Origin of the sequence: Paenibacillus sp. USHLN196 (genome assembly GCF_037144955.1) — a bacterium.
Lineage (GTDB): Bacteria > Bacillota > Bacilli > Paenibacillales > Paenibacillaceae > Paenibacillus > Paenibacillus xylanexedens_C.
Genome location: NZ_JBBCYH010000007.1, coordinates 261,231 through 280,608, shown reverse-complemented (window position 1 = coordinate 280,608; position 19,378 = coordinate 261,231). Strand labels below are relative to the sequence as shown.

The window sequence follows — 19,378 nt, the reverse complement described above, 5'->3', positions numbered from 1 at the left end:
TATTATGCTTTTGGGGAGTTGTAACGTCAGAATGATGCCTGTTAGTGATAGTTAGTTCACTGTACTCTACCATTTACATACTTTATTTACCATTATAGCAACTTAAAAGATAAAAGCCATATATTTCTATGTAAAATCTATAAAAATAACCCAATTGAGATATATATAAATCTATTTACAGCCCGTCCGTTTTTTTTCTATAAAACTCAGAAATTTTTACATTGGTTTCATATTTTTTACGATATTTAAGAATAGATTCATGTTAAAATATTACAGGATCTGAAATTGGAGAGGGGTTTTGTAATTCATGTCTTGGAAAAAATTTGTGAGTAAAAGTACAGTTGGGGTGGCTACTACTGCACTACTACTCACCCAACTATTGGGCGCAGCGGGTTCTGTCTCTGCCGCAGGCAGCGATGTAGAAGTACACTTGATTGGAATTAATGACTTCCACGGTCAGTTAGATACGACATCAATCGTGGGTGATAAGAAGGCAGGAACGGCTCCAATTCTAGCAACCTATCTCAAAGAAGCTCAAGCCAAATATGAACACTCCCTACTCTTCCATAATGGAGACTCTGTTGGTGCATCTGCTCCAGCCTCATCTTTGGATCGTGACGAGCCTACCATGGAATGGATGAATATGATGGGATTTGATGTAGCTTCTCTGGGTAACCATGAGTTCGACCAAGGAATTGCAGCATTAAAAGCACAAATCTTTGGTGGCCTTGATCCAAAAGAAGGTAAAGTAACGCATGCCGGTGCAAAATTTGATTACGTCAATGCAAACGTGATTGAAACTGCCACAGGAAAAACATTGATTAAGCCGTATGTGATTAAAGAAGTGGGCGGAGTCAAAATTGGATTTATTGGACTAGTGACGAAATCCACACCTGCCAAAGTATCTCCATCTGGGACAGCTGGTGTACGTTTCTTAAGCGCAGAAGAAGAAGTGGAAGCTGTTAATAAATATGCAAAAGAATTGCAAGACCAAGGTGTAGAAACGATCATTGTTTTGGCACATGATCCAGCAACAACCAAAGAAGGCGTAACCACTGGAGAAGCAGCTGATCTGGCAAAAGCTTTACCGGCGGACTCCCCTGTTGACGTTATCGTTGCAGGTGACAATCATGCTTTGGCTAACGGTGAAGTGAATGGAAAGTTGATCGTTCAAGCTTATTCCTATGGTACGGCGTTTGAAGATATCAAGCTGATGATTGACCCTGCCACCGGGGATGTAACTGAAAAATCAGCGACTGTTACAACGACTTTCCAAGAGGGTGTAAAAGAAGACCCTGAATCTTTAGCTATTATTAAAAAATCATTAGACAAGCATCCTGAGCTAACGAAGCCAGTAGGTACAACGGATGGTTCTGTTACCCGTACAGATGCTTATAATAACGAAGCCCCTCTAGGCAACCTCATTGCAGATTCAATGCGTGAAGCAGACTTTGGGGATAAGGCAAGTGCTGCTGACTTTGCATTTATGAATCCAGGTGGTATTCGTGCGGATCTGCCACAAGGCGATGTGACCTTTGCTGATCTTGCCAAAATCCAACCGTTTGGTAATACTCTAGTAAAACTTGAGCTGACTGGCGAACAGGTTAAAACCTTGTTGCAGCAGCAATGGGGTACCAATGCTGACGGGACACCTAATACCAAAACACTCCAAATCTCTGGTTTGAAATACACTGCAGATTTCAATAAGCCTGTCGCAGAGCGTGTTACTGGTCTCAGTCTTGAAGATGGAACAACGATTGATCCTGCAAAAACATATACGGCTGTAGTTAACAACTTTATGGCTGCAGGTGGAGATAACTATAAAGTGCTGCTGGATGCTAAATCATCCCTGGCAGGTCCTATCGATCTGGATGTATTCTACCAATACATCGTAGACACGTATAAAGGTGGTAGCATCGTAGCTAAAAATGAAGGACGTATCACAAACCTGGCTGCATCTACCGAGCCAACTGAAACACCTGTAACAACAGAAGTCATTTCTCGTGCTGAATTTGTAAGTGCTCTGGTCGACATGTTGAAATTAAACGAAGTTGCTACAGCACCTGCATTCAAGGATGTTGCAGCCAATGCTGCATATGCAGATGCGATTGCTGAAGCTACGCATGCTGGATTCATTCAAGGTTATGGTGGAAACTTCTATCCTGATCGGGATATCACGCGTGAAGAAGCTGCTACCATTCTTGCTGTATTGGTAAACGACCAAGCTACGGATAAAAATGCAGCTGCGATCATTGCTGGTTTCGAAGATGGTAAATCCGTGTCTGCCTATGCCATTAAGCCTATGGCAAAACTGATTGACAAAGGTATTCTTGGTGCAACAGATAAAAAATCGCTCCAACCTAAACAAGGCCTTACTAATAATGATGCAAAAGCATTAATTGAAAAAGCTGTTGCAGCCAAAGCTTCATAATGTAGAACTTATTCCCGCCTTATATTAAAACAGGAAAACACATCCTATCAGGTGAATGAGCGTTCTTCTTAATCTAGGAGAATGCCATAGTCCAATGTAGGATGTGTTTTTTTCATGCTCACAAAATCAGGTGTAAAGTAGGTAGACCCAGAGCAAGTAAACACTATAATGGAAATAAGATACATAAATAGAACGAATATTGCTGCACGAGAAACGCTTAGATCACGATCAGTTTTGGAAATCCCATGAGGTAGGTGAGCGAAGAGAAATGGACAAATTAAAGAACAGCGGATTCTATAAACTGAGATTCTTCATCACTCCTGAAGAGTTTAAAAGCCTTTTGCAGCTTTTGGAGCATCGGCAAGCGCAATTCTATCGTACCAATGCTGCCCGAACAGAGCATGATTATAATCAGGTGTACGAGGGGTATCAGACGTTCTATCAGTATTTTGTGGCAGGAGAAAAGAGAGATGACATCCATCCCTTCTTTGTTTACTCTATTTCTATTGCATCGGATCAAGAAAGTTCGGGATTTTTTGTGAGAAATGAAGAGGTTTCTTTTCCATATCACGGACAATGGGCAGAGGATGAACTGCCGTGTATCTTGCTTTCATTTCCAAAAGGATTTCAAGTTAATGTGGAAGATGAAAAAGGAAAGTACTATATGTATGAGGATATCCGTGAACATAAGCCGCGGACCTATGCATTTTTCGATGAAATAAGAGACTCTATCAAAAAAATGACCAAACCCCTTCGCTTCTCAGCCCTTGATGCAGATGCGATGAAGGAGCAAAAGCCCTCTGTGCGTATAAGCCATGATGCAATGCATGAATTGAGCCAATCGTGGATCTTCAGTAAATATAGACTTGTGATTCATGGCAAATAGGAGGGGCTGAAATGACGTCCGCCCTAAATATTATCTGTACCTGGGTACTACTAGTTGCCTCATGTTCCGCAGTATGGTGGAGCTTCAGAACAGAAAAGCTTATAACCATCTCCTGGCTGGCATTTTTGCTACCGGCTGTCTTCCAGCTTGTTACCGCTTTCCGGATCGGTCCAGGCCAAGCAAAATCACTCATCGTGTTCGGCTGCATTAATCTGGTGTTTGCTGCCCTTGTGGGTGCGGGTGTCTGGTATCTAGTCCAAATAGCCAATTCATATCGAAGGGGCAAATGATCAACGAATGGAAAGGAGAACTCCAATCATGAAGCCAATGCAAGAAATAGAGACGCTGGCCATAGAGATCGCCGCTGCCGCCAGAACGTCTTTTTGTACTCTTTTTGAAAATGGTGAACGTTACTATTATTGTACGTTATACACTACTGGCGAGGGACATGCGCCAAGCATCTCTACCTGGTCGTGGGAAGCTTTGGCGTTGGAATCGGCTAGGCAAGCAGAGGAAAGTGATACGCCGGTATCCACGATTGCCGATCTCATCAAATGGTCGTATGCAGATTCGCCCTATTGTTGTTTTGGGGATGATTACTTTGACGGTGTCAAACAACGATATAACGAGCGTCCTTTCATTGCGGAACTGGAGTATGATGATTGGAATTGCGAGTTGGATGTGAGGCTGAACGCCATGGAGCTGGCGATGAAAATGCTCGATGATGAAGGCATATTTGCCTTAAATCAACGGCGAGAGTCCGTATGTGTCCTTGTTGAAGTCATGCCGCCGGATAAGATCAATACCGAAATTGCCTTACGTTTGAATCGGGCGGAATCTCCGGCTATGCAAGCATGGTTGGCGGAGGCGGCAGAATAGAAGTATCTGCATTTGGGGAGTTTTGACCGTCTATGATGTACCGTTTCGACTCAATTGGCCCAATAAGATGATACTGACAGTAGTTCTATAATTCGCGAACCACCTTTGTATAGTAAAGGGTGGTTTTTTTGTGTTTGAGTTATGAAATCGAGCTACTAGTTTCCCTCTACCACTGTACAAACACACTTTTTCTACCTTGTCCACATTTATACCTTACCAAAACAATTCAATTGCATTTAATAGACTATCAATAAAAAAGGAGGTTTTGAGAATGGGAAATAGAAGACCTGGAGCACCTAGAGGTGGTTATGACCCTGTTCAGATCTATAACTCTACTTCGTTTAATGCGAGTGGAGTAGTGGAGTATGCATCCATCTTTTGTAGCAACGATAGATATAGTGTTCAGCGTGACGAGACTTGGAGATCTTCTGACCGTGGTGTGTGCCTGGTAACTAGAATCACCGCGACGGTTAGAACACCGAGTGGAAATATTGAGGCTGAACCGTATACCTCTTCTGGTACTTCGTACAGCCAGTTCGCCATTATACAGGTAGGGGTGAATCAGTTCCGAGTGACACGTGTTACAAGTGCGATTAGAAAATGCCGGAAATAACCGAAGAGGGTTAATATCAAGATTAGGTACGAAACATGAAAAGACGACTTGCCCGGAGTAATAGGCAGGTCGTCTTTTTTCGTTTTAATTTTTCTTGTACCATAATATTCTGCGGTGCATCGAGGAATCTTTCATAAGTCGGAAAGGGCGCAAATCCGGTTGATAATTTCCTTCGATGATCCAGATTCGCCGTTTCTTGTCGACGGCTATATCGAACCCGACTTGTCTAAGCATGGGGTAATGCTCTCCCAATCGTATGGCGGCTAATCGTGCAACTTGTTCCGCTTTGACAAGCAAGCGCCGATCTCCAATTCGGGCTAATTTCAGTGCCTTAAGCACTGGAATGGGGCGGTTATTCACATTGGTAACTTGATATCCCCGTGCGGCAACTTTAGCATAGGAACCTGTCACGTTCCAAGTGGACGAGGGGCCTTTTTTGCGCTGAACCATGATTCGAATGTCGAACGGCCTGTGTTTAATTTGAGCAAGCTGCAGAAGCTTTTGGACAATATATCCATCACTTTTGTTTGTTTGCTCGAGCCATTCGAGTAACTGATCAGTGTCTCTCATGGTGACCGTGTTATTTTCGTTCTGGATACGATAAGCTTTCGCATCGTTTCGTCTAATGAACACGATATCCCTTCCGTAACTCCCATCGCGAGGTTTCAGTACAACGCTTTGATATTGAAGGAGCATCTTCGTGAGAGTGTTCTTCTCAAGCAACTGTGTTTCTGGCAACCTTACAGCGAGAGAGGGCTCATGGCGGAGGATGCCATACTGCAACCATTTGTCTTTTTCAATTAACATTGGTATCACAGCCTTTTTTCAATCTTCTACCGTTAATTCTAATTCTAATTCAAATTCGTGATCTGCATAAGTGACCATTCGTCTAGATTTAAGGGCCGAAGCAAGTAAAGAAGGATTTTAAGCTCGTACCGCTTGCTTGACTGCTATCATCCTCGGTAAAATCCACTATAGATAATACGGTTAACCGTACCATAAGTAGGGCGGAATTTTTTGGCTCGCGTTAGCTGTTTCGAATGACCACGAACTCATCAGATATCCTTCATCTTCACGGTTAAAGAGCCTCCCTTTCTTTCATTTTCCTTTCATAGGGTTGTGTTAAGATTCTAATGGAGAAAGCCTTGCCAAGATAAACTTAGAATGAAGGAGCGAGTACATATTGTTATCGTTTAAATGGAGAACGAAGATTAGTCTCTTTATGAGCCTCGTATTGCTGCTTGGCTGGATGGTTCCCTACGGATCGCATTCCGCTTATGCGTCGCAAGAGGGAGTTCGAAGAACGGATGGAATCCGGATGGCCTCGGGAGCCTACCACTCTCTCTTGATAAAATCTAACGGTACCGTTGTCACATGGGGTGACAAGAGTAGAGGTCAGGCGGATATGCCAGCGAATCTGACGGATGTGATAACCGTCTCTGCCGGCGGAGGGCATTCGCTCGCCTTGACATCGGAGGGTACTGTCGTCGCTTGGGGAGAGAACGGTCTGGGTCAAACGACGATTCCAGAAGAGGCTGCATCGGGTGGAGCGGTAGCTATCGCTGCAGGTGGAACTTATTCGCTCGCGCTCATGTCGAATGGAACGGTTATTGGATGGGGTAACAATAGCAATGGTCAAGCGACCGCCCCTGCAGGGATGACGGATGTGGTGGACATCTCTGCCGGTTTTGAACATTCGCTTGCGTTGAAATCGGATGGCACCGTCGTCGCATGGGGAGACAGCTCTTCTACTTTGCCATCTGGATTAGATAACGTGGTGGCCATCTCCGCAGGAACCTATCATTCGCTTGCTCTAAAGTCGGATGGCACCGTCGTCGCATGGGGTAACAACAACGATGGGCAATCGACGATACCGGCGGAGTTGGCAGCAGGCGGAGTGACAGCGATCTCCGCAGGAGATCACCATTCGCTCGCGCTCAAAGCGGATGGTACCATCGTCGCATGGGGAGACAATAACAAGGGCCAACTGGACACACCCGCGGACTTGACCGATGTGGTGGCGATTAGTACGGGATGGGATTATTCGCTCGCGCAGAAGTCGGATGGCACCGTCGTCGCATGGGGAGACGATACTTATGGTCAAAGGACTGTGCCCGCCGGGCTCTCTTCTCCAATTAAAGGGAGTAAGATCGCTGCGGGAGTTGTCCATTCTCTAGCGCTGAAGTCAGATGGCACCCTAGCCGGCTGGGGGAGCAACTTCGATGGTCAGCTCAACATGCCCGCTGCCCTAAGAGAAGTGGCTGCAATTGCCGCGGGAAACTCTCATTCACTCGCATTGAGATCGAACGGTACCGTCGTCGCCTGGGGGTACAATTATCAAGGCCAAACCAGTGTGCCTGCAGGCCTGGATGGCGTGGTAGCAATCTCTGCGGGCTTAGCTCATTCCCTTGCATTGAATTCAGACGGTACCGTCGTTGCCTGGGGGTACAATTCCAACGGACAAGCCAATGTGCCCGTGGGCTTGAATGATGCGGTGGCCATTGCCGCGGGAGGCGGACATTCCCTTGCATTGAAGTCGGACGGCACTGTCGTCGCCTGGGGTTTCAATAACGGCGGCCAAATCAATGTGCCCGCAGGTTTGAATGACGCGGTAGCCATTGCCGCGGGAAACTCTCATTCACTCGCATTGAGATCGAACGGTTCCGTTATCGCCTGGGGAGCAAGTGGTAATGGTCAAATAAGTGTGCCTTCGGGCCTGAGTGGCGTGGTGGCCATTGCCGCGGGAGCCTCATATTCCCTTGCATTGAAATCGGATGGAACCGTCGTCGCTTGGGGGAACAATAACCAAGATCAAATCAATGTGCCCGCAGACCTGGATGGAGTCGTGGCGATCGCTGCGGGAACCTCCCATTCCCTGGCATTGAAGTCCGATGGCAGTGTGGTAGCTTGGGGGGATAACAGCGGTGGTCAAACTACTGTACCTGGGAATGCAGATCTGAGCGGCTTAACTATGCTGGAAGGGGACTTCACGGAGCCCTTCGATCCTTCCGTCACAGCCTACACGTATTATTATGACGGGCAATCGCTGCCCAGCGTGGATGTAACGCCGACGCTTGCGAGCACGACCCAGACAGACCTGTACGTGGACAATGAGCTGTTGGCGAGCGACGGTACGAAGACGATTAGCCTAGCAGGAGCAACGACGGATACGGCCATCCCTGTTCGCGTCGAGCCCTATCTGCTGCCCGGCCGAACCTATACGATTACATTAGTGATCGATTCAACGGAACCGGAAGTTCAGTTCGGCACGAATGGACAGTCCACGCCAGTGACATCGGCGGCAAGCACGGTAACGGTTAGCGATACACAAAGTGGTGCAGATGCTGCTTCCTTGCAGTATGTGTGGACGCAAAGCACGGCCGTTCCGAACGGAGGGTGGACGGCGTTCAGCAACGAGGATACGTTAAGTCAGACAACCGGCGATGGCGACTGGTACTTGCACATTCGAGCGACGGACGCCGTCGGGAACACGGTCGATGCTGTATCAGCCCCCTTTGTACTGGATAACACTGCACCGACAGCAACCGTAACCAGCTCGGCAAGCGGAACGGTAAACGCTGCATTCTCAGCAACGATAACCTTCAGCGAAGACGTAAGTGAGTTGTCGGAGGAAGATCTTGTAGTCGGGAACGGCACAGCGTCGAATGTGACGTCCGTGAGTGCGGCATCCTACACGGCGACGATTACGCCAACTACAAGTGGTCAGGATGTGACCGTATCGGTTATCGCAGACTCCGTAACGGATGCGCTAGGACATGGTAATACAGCGTCCAACATGCTGACACTGCTGTACGATACGACGAAGCCGTTCGTTAGCTACGGCGGATTCACCGATCAACAACCATTCGCTGCGCCGCCAACTGAAGTCTCCGTTTCTGTCAGCGAGGCCGTTTATTGGATCGATGGCGGAGCGGAGCTCACTTCTGCCAATGCGCTGCCTATGATCAGCATGACGAAGGATGGGGAAGCATTCTCCGCTTATACGCCAAGTTATGACGAGACTTCCCGAACGTTTACCTTAAGCTTTGGCGACGCGCTGGAGGATGGAGTTTACGAGGTTAATGTTGCTGGTGGTTTGGTCGAGAATATCATTCATAATACGCTGGACAAGGCGAATGCGAGCTTTATCGTAGCCGTCCCTGCGGTTGCGAATATGGCGGCTAGCACAACCAGCTTGCCACACATCGGAGGCGATACGACCGTTACCATTAAAGGGGTCAACCTAACCGAACAGGCGGTGAGGATATACGTGGATGGAGCTGAAAACGCTACGGCGACTGTCATCAGCGACACGAGCGCAACAGTGACAGTATCTCTTCCGCGTAACTCGGCTCAAACCGATAGAAGCTATATTTTAACGATTTATCTAAATGGGGTGGAGGTTGCTGGCCAATCTACTACGGTAACGGTGAACGCAGCGCCGGCATCACCACCACCACTACCAACAACACCAACAACGACGACAACGCTCTCTAGCAACGCAGATCTAGCCGACTTAAACGTGGATGTATCCGGCAGGTCATTAGGATTATCCCCTGCATTCGCAACCGGAACGAGGGAGTATACTGTAGAGACGGATGCGGAGCAGATCGAGCTGCAGGTGACTCCTGTTCAATCCAATGCAGTGATTACGCTGCTCGGAGCACGCATAGGGGAGACGACAATCGTCCCTCTGGCGATGGGAGCCAATGTGCTGACCCTTACGGTTCAGGCCGAGAACGGTACCCTCAAGACTTATACGCTAAAGATTACTCGTGTGCCCATCAGTGAAGAAGAGACAATCCCTTCGGCGCCTGTCTGTACCTTTACAGATATTGAGAATCACTGGGCCCAATCGCAAATCTGCGAAGCGGCAGAACTGGGAATCGTGGAGGGCGTGGATGCCGACAATTTCTTGCCGAATGGCCAAGTGACTCGGACGGAATTCGCCGTCATGCTGCTACGCACTCTTCAGATTCCAATAAGCAACGAAGCTAGCGCGTTGACCTTTGGCGACAAGGATAACATTCCGGCGTGGGCGCGATCAGCGATCCAGACTGTAGTAGCCGAGGGAGTTCTCACTGGATACCCGGACGGGACATTGCGGCCCATGCAAGTGGTGAACCGGACAGAGATGGCTACGATGGTCTCCAGAGCAATGAATTGGCAAACTGACAGAACGGCAAGTCCTTTCTTCTCTGACGATGTCAGAATTCCGGCCTGGGCTAGGACTTATGTCGAAACGGCCCGCGAGCACGGAATTATAGTCGGACGAGTAGGCAACCAATTCCAGCCGGATGGATTAACAACAAGGGCCGAAGCCGCCGTCGCTTTATTGCGACTTTGGAAGGTTCTTAATTAACTTCATAGAGCATAGATAATCAGACTAGCCCTGCATGTCATTTTTAATGGCATAAGGGGGTAGTCTTTTTGTATACTATTGAGAGAAACGATAATATACTAGACACTTACTTATGACGAACATAAAGGGACCTGACTTATGAATTCCACTGTAGAGCTTGTTTTTATGATTGCTTCGCTGATTTTGATGGGCATCATTTTATTCTCTGTATACGGATTTAGAAGAGAACGCGGAGTAATCTATCTCATCGGTATGATCGTGTGCCGGATTATCTATTCAAGCGGGATTCTTATGGAGAGAAACAGCTATTTATTAAATGAGAAGCTGTTTTTCCGTAATATTCAAAGTACGGCGCTAAACTTAATGGTCCCTTTCTTTCTCCTATTCGTATATCAGTTGATCGGTCACGATAAATTCGTCAAGCTCCGGTGGAAATTAATTCCGTTTTTGATCGTTGCGCTCTGGTCGGTGCTGTCATGGCTGGATCCCTATCTTCATGTGATCTATCGCTCGATTGAACTCAATAACGGGCATTTAATGGCAACAAAGACCCTTTATTCAATGGCCTTTTCGGTCGTTTGTTATTGCGTCCTGGCTGTATGTCTTCTTTTACTATTCCAGTTTCTTCGCAGTATCCGTGACGACTTGCGCAAGCCAGGAATGTGGGTTCTGTTTCTAAGTACATTTCCGTTAGTTCTTGAGATTGCTAAACTTCTGAAACCGGATTGGTCATCCTGGCTGCTGCCGTTATCAGTTTATTGTGGATTTACGGGGGCGGTTATGCTGGTGATTACCTTGCGGATCAAGTTTTTCAATACCGTGCCGATTGCCAGAAATATTGTACTGGATACGCTTCAGGAAAGTATTGTGATAGCGAGTGCTTCTGGCAAGATCATTGATAGCAACAAACGAGCTTCGGAGTGGTTCTCGGAGGTCGGGAGCGGGGCGATTGACGGCCGGAATATCACGGAAGTGTTAGTGGCTTGGCCGGAATGGCTAGACTTGTGCAAGACCATGCAACAGGGTCGTTCGGAGATCGATGCGTGGCTGGATGGAGAAAGGAAGATTTACAGTGTAACCGTATATCCGTTACATATCCTGCGCAAGCAGGGTCAGGGCAGCATTTCTCTTATCGTCGATATTACGGAGAAGCAGAGGCATCTGGAGCAGATCGCGCAGTTGAACCGGTTGAAGGATCAAATGTTTACCATTGTATCGCACGATATTCGCAGTCCATTGGCCGTTCAATATCAACTCGTGGAGCTTCTGGAAGAGGATAGGGCTCGCCTCACACCCGATCATCGGGAGATCGTCGAGTTGCTGGGAGGCCATATTCGCAACACTCTCGGAATGACGAACAACTTGTTAGAGTGGTTTCGCAGCCAGCGGGAGGACATGACTCTTCGTCCACAGTCACTGGAGTTGGTAGAGGTTGTGGAGGAATGCCGTCAGATGCTGGTTATTACAAGCGAGGCCAAACAGATAAGCGTGAATAACAGGATTGGCTTAGGTATTCGCGTATATGCGGATCGGGAAGTGCTAGGGTTAGTTATCCGTAATTTGGTATCCAACGCCATCAAATTTACCGGACTGGGGGGGAAGGTCGATGTGTTTGCCCAGTTATCGGGGGACGTGGTGACCATATCCGTCAGAGATAACGGGGTAGGTATGGGACAGGAGCAGCTTCGCCGGTTGTTCAGCACGGCGCAGCTCCATTCATTGGCCGGCACCCTGGGAGAGAAGGGTACAGGACTTGGACTGCTCGTAAGCCGGCAGTTCGTTGAGCGTAGCGGCGGAATTATAGGGGCGAATAGTATAGTAGGACAAGGAAGCACATTTTACTTCACCATGAGAGGCGGAGCAGAGGAATGAGAGTTCTCATCGTTGACGATGAGCCAGCCATGCTGCTCGCTATGAAGCGGTTGCTGTCTAGTATGGATGGTGTGGAGCTTGTTGGGAGCTTCCAAAGTGCGCAAGAGGCGGTTGACCTCATTCAGGACAGGGATGTGGGTGTGGATCTGGCGTTTTTGGACATTCAGATCGCTGGGGATGATGGGCTAGAATTGGCTCGAAGCTTGCGTTCGTTTCGTGCAGATCTTGAAATCGTGTTTACGACTTCTCATACCGAGTATGCGATGGATGCCTATGATGTTTATCCACTGGATTATATGGTTAAGCCGATTTCGAGGAATCGCCTGACCCAGACGATCGCCAGAGCTGTTCGCCAACGCAGTGCTTCTTCCGATTATCCTGATGGACTCTCATCGAATCGGTTGACGGTTCGGGGATTGGGATGCTTCGAAGCAAGCAGCAAGCGAGCGGGTGCAGTGAAATGGATCTCCAAAAAAAGCATGGAGCTGTTCGCCTATTTACTCGTTTATCGGAGTCGAAGCGTTAGCAAGATCCGAATTCTGGAGGATATATTTCCGAGGATGCCTCTTAAGAATGCGGAGGTGTATCTTAATACGGCTGTCTATCAGCTTAGGAAAGCATTGGCGGCTCATGGATTTAAGGAGATCGTCCTATCGGCGCAAGAACAGTATCGTGTTGACTTGGATCAGGCAGATGTGGATTTCATTCAACTTGAGCAGGGTATAGCGGAATTGCCCGAGATCAACCCGGCGAATCAAGCAGCAGCAATCGACTTGGAAAGTAAGTTTACAGGTGAGCTATTCGAAAATAAATCCTTCGAATGGGCGGCAATGGAACGAGAGCAGTTGGCGTTAAAGTACGAATCTTTTGCCAAGCGTCTTGCAAGCTGGCTTCTGGCCCAGAAGCGATATAGCGAGGCTTTGTTCATTGCGAGAAGAATGGTATTCCGTAATGAATTTGAAGAGGAGTCCAATCTGTTGCTGTTGAATATACTTGGAGCTATGGGAGACCGACAGGCACTATACAACCATTATGAGGACTATACGCAATTGCTACTTCAAGAACTCAGCTTGCAGCCCTCAGAGGAATTTCGCTGGCTCTACGAACGATATCAGTGAACACCACTTAGGCTACATACAAGCTGAAGTAGCACTTGGTCTTCGTTTCAGCGTATTTTCCAAGCAATCGAGCCACATGCATTTTCATCGCAATAATAAAAAGGAAATGTCTAAATGAGTCGAGTAGCAGACGCCGGGCACTGGATTTGCGGATGACGGTGCAATCCCGGCATGGGCGAAAGGTGCCGTAGCCGCAACCAAGAAATTTGACCTTATAAAAGGCACTGAAGATAATCGATTCAACCCTCATGCTCCAACGACGAGGGCCGAGGTTGTAACGGTATTAATTCGCATGCTGGAGGGGATGGATAAGAAAACCCAGCGAACATAACATCTCCATTGCGAAGGTTAACCAATTAGGGGCCCTTCTATTAGTCGAGGAGGAGCAAATAAACGAAGAATTGTTGTTAGGGACGTCAACGAGATGAATATCTGAGGAGCGAGGACTTCTTTCATGCTGCCAAGTATCCATCCGTTACGTTTCAAAGCACTAGTTGCGTCCTTGCTGGCGAACGGCAATATGAACTTGCGGGCAATCTAACTCAGTATGGAGCAACAAACACTTTTCATACCTTTTTTTGAAGGACTTAATAAAGACCCTCGCGGCCGGTTTCCTAAATACTACTTGAACATTCACTCGCCCTAACTGTGGCGAGTTTTTTCGTTGTGTATGCTTATTTTGTAATCACCTTCTTATCTCGTGACATGATTAATAGAAAGAGAGCGATAGAAGAAGACGACCGGACAGAAAGGCCCCACAGTCCTATTCCTAGTAATTTTCACCTATAAATCAGCTCATAAACTATTACATTTTTTACCAATATATACCAGTTATCCGTTTACTGTATAACATATCGATGTTATACTCACTTTATTCCAAAAGAATTTGCAAAAATATGTCGAATTGAGGCTTATTAGGATGATTATAGGTAAACAAAACGGCGAAACGATCATCCTTATTCCATCGCTTGAGCCGGATGAGAGACTTCCAGCCTATGTACGGCAATTGCGAGAGTATGGCTTGACGAATATTGTTATTGTAGACGACGGATCTGGTGAGGCCTATCAGTCTATTTTCGAGGAGCTCCGTGAGAATGGTTGTGCTCTGCTGACGCATACAGAAAATCAGGGGAAAGGTGCGGCACTCAAGACTGGCTTTGAGTACATTGGACATCAATTCGATGCATTTAGCTTCGTGGTTACTGCTGATTCAGATGGACAACACGCAGCTGAGGATGTATACCGCATAGCCCAAGAAGCCAGGCTTCATTCGGGCTCGTTAGTTCTCGGCGTAAGGAATTTCAGCGAGGGGAACATACCGCCGAAGTCTTTGTTAGGCAATCGGATGACCTCCTTTATCTTTGCTATGTTATATGGTAAGAAGTTGTCAGATACCCAGACCGGGCTTCGCGCCTTCGGTCCTGGTCTACTTGCGTTTATGCAGGATGTTCGCGGCACTCGGTTTGAATATGAGTTGCAGATGCTCATCTCGTGCATTCAGTCTGGCATACCAATCCATACCATGCCAATACAAGTTATCTATGAAAATGGTAATGCAGGAACTCATTTTAAAGCCATCCAGGATAGTGCTCGGGTCATGGGGGTATTGTTCTCCAATTTCCTGCGTTTCATATCATCGTCTGTGGCAAGTTCTGTTGTGGATTTAGGTATTGCCTGGTTTTTGATCGATGCTTTGCGGCCCGTGTTGGGTGAGCAGCACTATCTAAGAATTTTGCTCGCAACCGTGATTGCGAGAATTATTTCAATTGTGGTCAACTATGTACTGAATAGACATTTTGTATTCCGTAAGGAAGATAGCCAGGGAAGTCTATGGCGCTATTTGACGTTATGCGGAGTGGTCATCTTGCTCTCCAGTACCGGCGTATATATATTTCATACCGTTCTCTTCGTAGATGAGAAATTGGCGAAATTCGTCTGTGATGCCTTGCTGTTCCTGCTCAGTTTCCAATTGCAGCGAAGATGGGTATTTGCAGCAAGGAGGAAGCAGCTGTAGTGCAAAACGAGAAAAGACAAAATATCTTTTTTATCATCACCATGATTCTGATGTCGATTTATTTGCTATGGCGCACATTCTTTACACTGCCATGGGGCGAAGGCGTTCTGAACGTGATTTTCGGTATCTTACTGATTGTGGCTGAGACCGTAACGGTACTGACAACCTTTGAATTATTCTTTCAAAAGATGCAAAAAGAACGTACACAGCTCGACTTTCCAACCGTCCCGCCGGAGTATTATCCGGATGTGGATGTATTTATCGCTACGCATAATGAGCCTGTTGATCTCTTGTATAAAACGGTTAATGCCTGTACGTTCATGGATTATCCGGACAAGCAGAAGGTTCATATATATATCTGTGATGATGGAGCAAGACCTGAGGTAGAGGAGCTTGCCAGACAGTTCGGCGTGGGTTATCTGGGTTTCCCGGGGAACAAGGATGCCAAGTCGGGCAACCTGAATAATGCACTGAGCAAAAGCTCTTCACCGCTCATTGCAACGTTTGATGCAGATATGATTCCGCAGCACACCTTCCTGATGAAAACGGTCCCCTATTTCATGCTCTCCACGTTTATTAAGGAGAATGAGGTATGGCGTCCTCGCCGAGAGGACGAGATGGACCCTAAGTTCAAGCTTGGTCTGGTACAGACCCCGCAAAGCTTCTACAATCCGGATCTATTCCAGTTTAATCTGTATGCAGAGCAAGGTATTCCAAATGAACAGGATTTCTTCTCCAGAGAAGTGAACATCCTGCGTAACGCCTCCAATGCGGTAGCCTACACAGGAAGCAATACGATTATTTCCCGGCAAGGCATGGAAGACATCGGAGGTTTTCCACTCAATACGATCACGGAAGACTTTGAGACGAGCATTCGCTTGCAGCAGGAAGGTTATATTACCTATGCGACTCAAGAGGTTCAAGCCGCCGGGCAGACAACAACAACCGTAAAGAGCATGATTAAACAGCGGATTCGCTGGGCAAGGGGTATTATTCAGAGTCTGCAGAATACGCGCGCTCCTTTATCCGAGAAGCTTCCCTTCTGGACAAGAGTAACCTATTTGAGCAGCTTCTTATACTGGTGGTCCTTCTTTAACCGATTGATTTTCATTTTGGCGCCTATTTTGTTTGCGTTATTTGACTTCCAGATTGTGAACACAACCTTCTGGCAGATCTTAGTATTCTGGCTTCCATCCTATTTCTTCTACAGTGTCTCGATGCGTTATCTGTCCAGCAATATTCGGAACCAGCGATGGAGTCAGGTGATTGATACGATATTTATGCCTTATCTGATCTGGCCGGTTCTCCTGGAAACGCTGGGCATCCGCGAGAAAAAATTCAAGGTTACGAACAAAAGCAGAGCGAGTGGTCGACAATGGATGTCTGCTCTGTTATATGCACTTCCGCATATTTTCCTGCTGTTGCTTTCCATTGCAGCTGTAATTCGATATGTAAATGGCAAGTATGGCATCGCGCTGTTCTTCAGCAGTATCATTATTTTCTGGCTAATCCATAACATGATCGCGCTATGTTACGCCCTGTTCTTCATGATCGGCCGCCGTGCATATCGTGAGACAGAGCGGATTCGGGCACAGGAGGATGTCACGATCTATGATCAGGACACGAATCTACGCTACGAGGCTAAGACCGTTGATGTATCCGAGCAAGGGATTGCCTTTTATGTCCCATATCCCATATATCTACCCGAACAGAAGACGATCTCACTGGTCGTAAAATCGGAGCGGTATGAGGCCAATCTTGATGCAGTTATTGTCTATGTTAAACAGGATGGAGAGGGTTGGCGCTATTCCGCAACGGTTCAGCCGATTGATGAGAATGATAACCGCCAATACATGCAAATCATCTATGATCGTAAACATTCGTTGCCAGAGCAAATGAACCTGTGGGATACGGCTTATGACGATATGCTTCGCAATGTGAAAAAACGTATCGTGCAACCTAGATCGGATCAGCGGAAAATGCCGCGGCTTTCCCTTCAGCTTCCGGTCAATTTCACCAATAATGCTGGCTGTACGCTGCGCAGCTTTAACTATCGTTTCTTTTCCGCGACAGGTCTCCATGGTGACATTGCCGCAGGAGCGCTCGTTACGTTTTATACGCAAAGTAATATTGAAGTCCGATTACAACATACCGGCAAAACAACAGCCAATCATCGCGAAGTGCTTCTCTCCGTTGAGAATATCGATGATATTGTGGAGCGTGGCCTGATTAGTCAATTATTGAATGATTTGACCCATCCCCATAGCGAGAGTTTCACCAGAGAGGGTTAGGAGAGATAGAGATGCTCATTATGCTTCAACTAGTGATGGGAGTTTTATTGATATTCTCCTTTCTTGGCTATATGCAGTTTGTACGGAAGGCACTTTCCCTGCGTTGGGAGTTCATCCCTGTATTTGTGTTTTCCTCGGTTGCTTGTCTTGTTTTTCTTAGTGGTTTGGCAGGGCAGCTCTTTACCGGCAGCCTTGTCATTCTAATTGTAGGTGTGCTTTTGTATGGAGGAATGTTGCTTCTCGGATTACGCCGAGGAACATCCTTTCGCTCGTCTTTTTCCTTATTCCAGTTTTCATTTCTAGCAGGGACGTTTGTTTTCTTGCTGGTACTCTTTCAGAACCAATTAACACACTACGATAATTTTTCCCACTGGGCTATCGTATTGAAGCAGATGTTGAGCACAGATGCCTTTCCGACGCCAGACTCCAGCCTGATTGATTTTAAAAACTATCCGCTGGGGACTTCGTCATTTATTTATTATGTCTGTCGCTTCATGGGGCATTCCCAGTCCGTGATGCTTTTGGCACAAGGTCTGCTTATCTTTTCCTGCTTTTATGCCATGTTTGGCATCGTTTCGGAGAAGAAACGCTTTCTTTTGTATGCTTTTCTCGGACTTGGGTTATCTACACTTTCCTTTTTCAACCTTACGATTCGGATCACCAACTTACTTGTAGACTTCTTGCTTCCGATCTACGCGCTTGCCATCCTGGCAGTCGTATACCAGTATCGTAATGAGATAAAAAAAGCATGTCTTGTTGTTCTCCCACTTGCAGGATTGCTGACCATTATCAAAAGCACAGGGGTTATTTTCGCAGCCATCGGTCTTATCTTCCTGGTATATACGTGGCTAAAGCAGGGGCAAAAGTTCAGTTGGAAAACTGCGCTCGCTGTGGTGGGCACGATCTGTGGAGCACTGATCCCTTACTTCGGCTGGAGCTGGCGAATGGCGACGGTATTCCAAGGGATTGATAACAAGTTCGATGTAGCTACCACAGGGATTCAGGCCGGCAAGACGTCAGAGCAGATGCGTGAGATTCTATGGCTTTTCTTGAAATCCAGTACGGATCTGACGACGCGCCCAGTGATCGGGATTGTTCTTTTCCAGCTTATTGCGATTGCAGCTTCGGTATTTGCCGTTGTTGTGCTCAAGAAGAAGTGGAACCTGTGGAAAGCATTGATTGCACTAGATGTTGTACTGTTACTGTACTATGCAGGCATCCTGGCGTTGTATCTCTTCTCCATGCCACTGGATGAGGCGATTGTCCTGGCTGGGTTCGAGCGTTATGCATCAAGTATCGTGGTGCTGTTCGCCGGTGGGCTGGTGTTGTGTGCTGCAATCGATCTGGAGCGTTCATTCCACTATAGGATTGGTGAAGTCCCTGATTATCAAGCCTTTAAGACGGTTGAGTCAAAGGGTCACTATCAAAAAGGGATTATCGGTTGTATGGCGGTTGCTGCCACGATTCTTTTGTCTGAATACAATGGTATCGTCTCCATAGCCCAAAGCTATGATACAACGCTCCCTTACAAGATTCATGCGGTTACTGGTGATCGTTGGTACCAGGGAGGGCAGGAGGATACTAACAGATATCTCTTCTATGCTTCAGATCGGGACCAGCAGGTCACGAACTATTACATGCAATATGTAGGAAAGTATTTCTTGTATGCTCCACATGTGGACGGGATTGTGTTGTTCTATGAGGACAATATGGACAACCTGTTGAGCGGCTACGATTATCTGGTGGTCGTCGAGACTGATCTTAACGCCAAGTGGCTACTGAAAAAGCATTATGGCATCGACATGCAAGAGGGTATCTACAAAATCACCCGTTCCGGGGATCAGATCGTTCTTACTTTGACGTGAGATCATAGGCGTTGAAGTGCTGTTAAGTTCAACATAGAATCTCCTTA

13 protein-coding genes and 1 pseudogene are annotated in these 19,378 nt (G+C 46.9%); 13 read left to right on the top strand and 1 reads right to left on the bottom strand.

The annotated features are described in order from the left end of the window. Positions 1 to 307: 307 nt before the first annotated feature. From WFI24_RS19060 to WFI24_RS19040, 5 genes are all read left to right on the top strand, one after another. Positions 308 to 2,431 carry a 5'-nucleotidase C-terminal domain-containing protein gene (locus WFI24_RS19060; protein ID WP_336763315.1) on the top strand — a complete coding sequence of 708 codons (2,124 nt, stop codon included), beginning with the start codon at positions 308 to 310 and terminating at the stop codon, positions 2,429 to 2,431. Between the two features lie 268 nt (positions 2,432 to 2,699). Further along, a complete protein-coding gene (locus tag WFI24_RS19055) occupies positions 2,700 to 3,317 on the top strand; it encodes a hypothetical protein (RefSeq protein ID WP_336763314.1) in 618 nt (205 codons plus the stop codon). 11 nt (positions 3,318 to 3,328) lie between these two features. Beyond that, positions 3,329 to 3,607 carry a hypothetical protein gene (locus WFI24_RS19050; RefSeq protein ID WP_336763312.1) on the top strand — a complete coding sequence of 93 codons (279 nt, stop codon included), beginning with the start codon at positions 3,329 to 3,331 and terminating at the stop codon, positions 3,605 to 3,607. A 28-nt stretch (positions 3,608 to 3,635) separates the two neighbouring features. Further along, on the top strand, positions 3,636 to 4,196 hold the full coding sequence (locus WFI24_RS19045) for a DUF4303 domain-containing protein (protein ID WP_336763310.1): 561 nt from the start codon (positions 3,636 to 3,638) through the stop codon (positions 4,194 to 4,196). A 271-nt stretch (positions 4,197 to 4,467) separates the two neighbouring features. Further along, on the top strand, positions 4,468 to 4,809 hold the full coding sequence (locus tag WFI24_RS19040) for a hypothetical protein (protein ID WP_047841001.1): 342 nt from the start codon (positions 4,468 to 4,470) through the stop codon (positions 4,807 to 4,809). 84 nt (positions 4,810 to 4,893) lie between these two features. Here WFI24_RS19040 and WFI24_RS19035 read toward each other — a convergent pair whose 3' ends face one another. Then, complete coding sequence (locus WFI24_RS19035; RefSeq protein ID WP_336763306.1) at positions 4,894 to 5,616, bottom strand: YheC/YheD family protein; 723 nt, start codon at positions 5,614 to 5,616, stop codon at positions 4,894 to 4,896. Between the two features lie 376 nt (positions 5,617 to 5,992). Between WFI24_RS19035 and WFI24_RS19030 the strand changes: the two genes are divergently transcribed. The 8 genes and pseudogenes from WFI24_RS19030 (at position 5,993) to WFI24_RS19000 (ending at position 19,331) form a co-directional block, all read left to right on the top strand. After that, a complete protein-coding gene (locus WFI24_RS19030; protein ID WP_336763304.1) occupies positions 5,993 to 10,171 on the top strand; it encodes an RCC1 domain-containing protein in 4,179 nt (1,392 codons plus the stop codon). Positions 10,172 to 10,309: 138 nt separating this feature from the next. Continuing rightward, positions 10,310 to 12,043, top strand: a complete 1,734-nt coding sequence (locus tag WFI24_RS19025; protein WP_336763302.1) for a sensor histidine kinase — start codon at positions 10,310 to 10,312, stop codon at positions 12,041 to 12,043. After that, positions 12,040 to 13,161 carry a response regulator gene (locus WFI24_RS19020; protein WP_336763300.1) on the top strand — a complete coding sequence of 374 codons (1,122 nt, stop codon included), beginning with the start codon at positions 12,040 to 12,042 and terminating at the stop codon, positions 13,159 to 13,161. Before WFI24_RS19025 ends, WFI24_RS19020 begins: the two co-directional genes overlap by 4 nt. Before the next feature lie 157 nt (positions 13,162 to 13,318). Beyond that, positions 13,319 to 13,492 (top strand): annotated as a pseudogene (locus WFI24_RS34530) (S-layer homology domain-containing protein); the annotation flags it as partial. A gap of 101 nt (positions 13,493 to 13,593) precedes the next feature. Continuing rightward, positions 13,594 to 13,743: a YceI family protein gene (locus WFI24_RS19015; RefSeq protein ID WP_336763454.1), complete on the top strand. Its 150-nt coding sequence runs from the start codon at positions 13,594 to 13,596 to the stop codon at positions 13,741 to 13,743. 337 nt (positions 13,744 to 14,080) lie between these two features. Then, positions 14,081 to 15,175: a bifunctional glycosyltransferase family 2/GtrA family protein gene (locus tag WFI24_RS19010; protein ID WP_336763298.1), complete on the top strand. Its 1,095-nt coding sequence runs from the start codon at positions 14,081 to 14,083 to the stop codon at positions 15,173 to 15,175. After that, positions 15,175 to 17,466 carry a glycosyltransferase family 2 protein gene (locus tag WFI24_RS19005; protein ID WP_336763296.1) on the top strand — a complete coding sequence of 764 codons (2,292 nt, stop codon included), beginning with the start codon at positions 15,175 to 15,177 and terminating at the stop codon, positions 17,464 to 17,466. Before WFI24_RS19010 ends, WFI24_RS19005 begins: the two co-directional genes overlap by 1 nt. Before the next feature lie 11 nt (positions 17,467 to 17,477). Next, positions 17,478 to 19,331 (top strand): hypothetical protein, encoded by a 1,854-nt coding sequence (locus WFI24_RS19000; RefSeq protein WP_336763294.1) that lies wholly within the window; start codon positions 17,478 to 17,480, stop codon positions 19,329 to 19,331. Positions 19,332 to 19,378 lie beyond the last annotated feature (47 nt).

Bases quoted from the DNA above. Each gene is read 5' to 3' on its own strand.
- WFI24_RS19020 (WP_336763300.1), top strand. From the start codon at position 12,040: ATGAGAGTTCTCATCGTTGACGATGAGCCAGCCATGCTGCTCGCTATG.
- WFI24_RS19060 (WP_336763315.1), top strand. From the start codon at position 308: ATGTCTTGGAAAAAATTTGTGAGTAAAAGTACAGTTGGGGTGGCTACT.
- WFI24_RS19025 (WP_336763302.1), top strand. From the start codon at position 10,310: ATGAATTCCACTGTAGAGCTTGTTTTTATGATTGCTTCGCTGATTTTG.
- WFI24_RS19035 (WP_336763306.1), bottom strand. From the start codon at position 5,616: ATGTTAATTGAAAAAGACAAATGGTTGCAGTATGGCATCCTCCGCCAT.
- WFI24_RS19040 (WP_047841001.1), top strand. From the start codon at position 4,468: ATGGGAAATAGAAGACCTGGAGCACCTAGAGGTGGTTATGACCCTGTT.
- WFI24_RS19050 (WP_336763312.1), top strand. From the start codon at position 3,329: ATGACGTCCGCCCTAAATATTATCTGTACCTGGGTACTACTAGTTGCC.
- WFI24_RS19055 (WP_336763314.1), top strand. From the start codon at position 2,700: ATGGACAAATTAAAGAACAGCGGATTCTATAAACTGAGATTCTTCATC.
- WFI24_RS19000 (WP_336763294.1), top strand. From the start codon at position 17,478: ATGCTCATTATGCTTCAACTAGTGATGGGAGTTTTATTGATATTCTCC.
- WFI24_RS19010 (WP_336763298.1), top strand. From the start codon at position 14,081: ATGATTATAGGTAAACAAAACGGCGAAACGATCATCCTTATTCCATCG.
- WFI24_RS19045 (WP_336763310.1), top strand. From the start codon at position 3,636: ATGAAGCCAATGCAAGAAATAGAGACGCTGGCCATAGAGATCGCCGCT.